Raw genomic sequence first — 440 nt, forward strand, 5'->3', positions numbered from 1 at the left:
AGCGAAAACTACATCGACGCAGATCCAACTAAGAAAACAGCATTTGATAATGCTATCACACAAGCTGAATCTTACTTAAATAAAGATCATGGTACGAATAAAGATAAGCAAGCTGTTGAACAAGCAATTCAAAGTGTAACGTCTACTGAAAATGCTTTGAACGGTGACGCGAACTTACAACGCGCTAAAACTGAAGCAACACAAGCTATCGATAACTTGACACATTTGAATACACCACAAAAAACAGCATTAAAACAACAAGTGAACGCTGCGCAACGTGTATCAGGTGTAACTGATCTGAAAAATAGTGCTACATCACTTGATAATGCGATGGATCAATTAAAACAAGGAATTGCTGATCATGACACAATTGTTGCTGGTGGTAATTACACTAACGCAAGTCCTGATAAGCAAGGTGCTTATACTGATGCATATAATGC

At 37.7% G+C, this 440-nt stretch carries 1 protein-coding gene; it reads left to right on the forward strand.

Annotated elements, in window-relative coordinates:
* Nucleotides 1-440: GA module-containing protein (locus J1M39_RS11590; protein ID WP_206496822.1), on the forward strand; the 440-nt coding region annotated here is incomplete at both ends.

It is taken from the genome of Micrococcus sp. KRD077 (assembly GCF_017168505.1).
GTDB lineage: Bacteria > Actinomycetota > Actinomycetes > Actinomycetales > Micrococcaceae > Micrococcus > Micrococcus luteus.